Below are 2,784 nucleotides of genomic sequence, written 5' to 3' on the forward strand. Positions count from 1 at the left end.
GTAAGGATAACTAGGAATTATGAAATTATACGAATTTGTAGAAAACAAGTTGAAGAACACGTTGTTTATAGCGACCAACTCAATTGATATAGCTACACTGGCTGAGCTTGGAGTTGTAAATTTCGGAATTGTGTTGAACATTGGCGAGCAAGATAAATCATTATTAAATAATACTCATGTTTTCGACTTATCAACATGCAGAAAAAAAGTAAACTCTGTAAGTGAATTACCTAGTTTATTCAATGCAAAAGAATATCTTAACAGTATCATTAATGAGGTGCAGAACATCTGGTTGTTTCGGCCTTATCCATGGAGTGATGACTTTGAATTGAAAGGTAAAAAGCTTTTATGCAATCCATTTTTTAGTTATCAAAGTATTTCAAGAAAACTTCACCAAGATCATATTCTTTACACTATGGGGACAAATGCTTTAAGAAGCCATATAGCCTTTAAAGAAGAGCTTCTTTCTCGAAAGATATTAGTGTCACTTACTAATATCTCTAACGATACAAGTCGACTTTTTTTCTCTTCATTCTCTACTGGATGTAGTGGTGTTAGTACTAAACTGACCAGTGCACAACTTAGTGAAAACCTTTATATAAAATCAGACCGATTAATAAATAAAAGCATTCCACTTTGTCAGAATGCAGTTATAATTGGTGAGGATGTAATAAAGTATCAACCAAAGGTAATTATAGTTAGGCATAAAGGAGATAGTCTAGTTTATGGAGGGGGAGATTTCCTTGCATGTAATGACTTTATTCCAGATGAAGTTTTTAAAAAGATGTCATACATAACTCATCATGTCGGAATTACATTGAAGAAAATGGGATTCTTAGGAGTTATAAATTGTGACTATATATACTCAAAAAATGAAAATGATTTAATTTTTATAGAAGTAAACCCTCGTTATTCTGCATGCACTTTCATTATTGATAAATTTTTCTCTTCTAGGTGTAAGGATTTAATGCCTACCGTTCTCCACACATTGGCATTTTATAAGGATCAAGTTTCTATTTTTGATAAAAAGGAACTAAATAGCTATAAAGATCCTGACACTTTCATACCATTGCCTTTCGAAAAGGGAGATTGGGTTTCATTTTTAAATGAAAATGAAACAAAAGATAAAACTCAAACTTTCTGTCATAGGATTGTTTCTAATCCTGAGTTCCCCGTAACTCTTACTTCTTCATCAAAATAGCTCTAATATTTTCATTACTCATAACCTCTTTGATAGCCGCTCTTTTAATTGAAATATGAATCTCCTTTTGCCGTATGAGGGCTCTCAAATCCTCTACTATTTTCAGTTCTTCAATGGATAAGCTTCTTTGACTTGAACGTCCAGATGGTTTGAAATTGTTATCACTTAACCTTTTATTTATTTCTTCTTGATCTATATTAGATAATGAAAGTTTTTTATTGTTTCTTTTTTTATCTATCATTGATGGTACAAGTGAAAACTCTATTATTGCTCCATTATTAAACTCTTTTTTAAACTTAAATCCAAGTAGAGAAAGAAGAAGAGTCAATTGCCAGAAATTTTCAATTAACTCTTTAGTTTGAATTAGAATTTGCTCTATTACTGAACCTGTCCGTTGCGAAAGCACATTAGAATCTTTGATTTCGGATAACGTTAGAAGCTTAAATGAAAACTCAGCTAACGCTTGTCTAGACTCTAAGTTAAATGATGAGGAGCGATCAATAACTTCAATGGCAACATGTGTCTCAATATTTATTTGAGTAAGCTTTTCTAACTTAAAAAATATAAGTGCCTTTTGCTTTTCATTCATTCTATATTGAATTACAAAGTTAGCTAAAGCCTTTAGCTTTCTATATATTGAAGGGGAATTTATTCCGTAGTAAATAATCAACTCCATCAGAGATAGAAAGTTATGTGGTGAAATGGGCTTCCCCGTACTCTCATCTGAAAAATCATCAATAGCTTTCTCTATAAAATCAGAGTTAAAAGTTTCTCCAATTATAATTGATTCCAAAATTGAAAGATTTACATACTCGAAAATACCACCTGTATTTATAATACTCTGTTTAGATGTAGATATGAAGGATAAAAACTCGCCACCAATTTTATCAGTATAAAAGCTATCCCCCCTACTATTTAAATGAACTTTTATATTTTTGCAATTTACAATAAACTCAACACCAATTATATTTATTAGTTTTTCAAAAGTAATTTCTATTTTTTCTATATTGCATGATGAAATAGTCATACCTTTTACATTGTTTGACATTAAGTTGAGCTTGTCGAATGAGCAATTTTGTAGCTTTGAATCCTCTAAAGAAATACTATTAAAATTAACTCCAAAAATATCTGTATCGGAAATGCTGCACTCTCGCAAACCTATATCTTTAAGCTTCGTATTAATTAACTTAGTTCTTTTGTTGTCACTAGAGGAAAAAGTTATATTGGAACTGCTTGAACGAAATATTCCAACATAAACCTTTTCATTATTAACAAAAAAATATCTCTTATCGTTTTTTATCACACAGCCTAAAAAGCATGCATTTGTTAAGTTTGTATATTCAAATGCACAATTTATAAATTCACAATCTTGAAACTCTGTCCCGCCAATATCAGCATGCCTAAAATCGCAGCTTATGAATATTTTATTTCTAAAAAATGAGAAATTCATATCACAGTGAGAAAATATACAGGAATCAAATACTTCTGCGGCTAAATGCCGCTCATGCGTGAATGATTGATACGAGTAATCTTGATTAAATAGCTTAGCTACTAACTCAACCATAATTCCTAGTTATCCTTAC

The 2,784-nt window shown here is 30.9% G+C and carries 2 protein-coding genes; one reads left to right on the forward strand and one right to left on the reverse strand.

Annotated elements, in window-relative coordinates; all coding sequences use genetic code 11:
- The first annotated feature begins 19 nt into the window (after nucleotides 1-19).
- On the forward strand, nucleotides 20-1,201 hold the full coding sequence (locus MHN32_RS23375; protein ID WP_239422965.1) for a hypothetical protein: 1,182 nt from the start codon (nucleotides 20-22) through the stop codon (nucleotides 1,199-1,201).
- Here MHN32_RS23375 and MHN32_RS23380 read toward each other — a convergent pair.
- Nucleotides 1,182-2,765, reverse strand: a complete 1,584-nt coding sequence (locus MHN32_RS23380; protein WP_010604477.1) for a pentapeptide repeat-containing protein — start codon at nucleotides 2,763-2,765, stop codon at nucleotides 1,182-1,184. The two genes, MHN32_RS23375 and MHN32_RS23380, sit on opposite strands and share 20 nt — an antisense overlap.
- Between the last annotated feature and the right edge of the window lie 19 nt (nucleotides 2,766-2,784).

This window comes from Pseudoalteromonas sp. Of11M-6 (assembly GCF_022347905.1).
Lineage (GTDB): Bacteria > Pseudomonadota > Gammaproteobacteria > Enterobacterales > Alteromonadaceae > Pseudoalteromonas.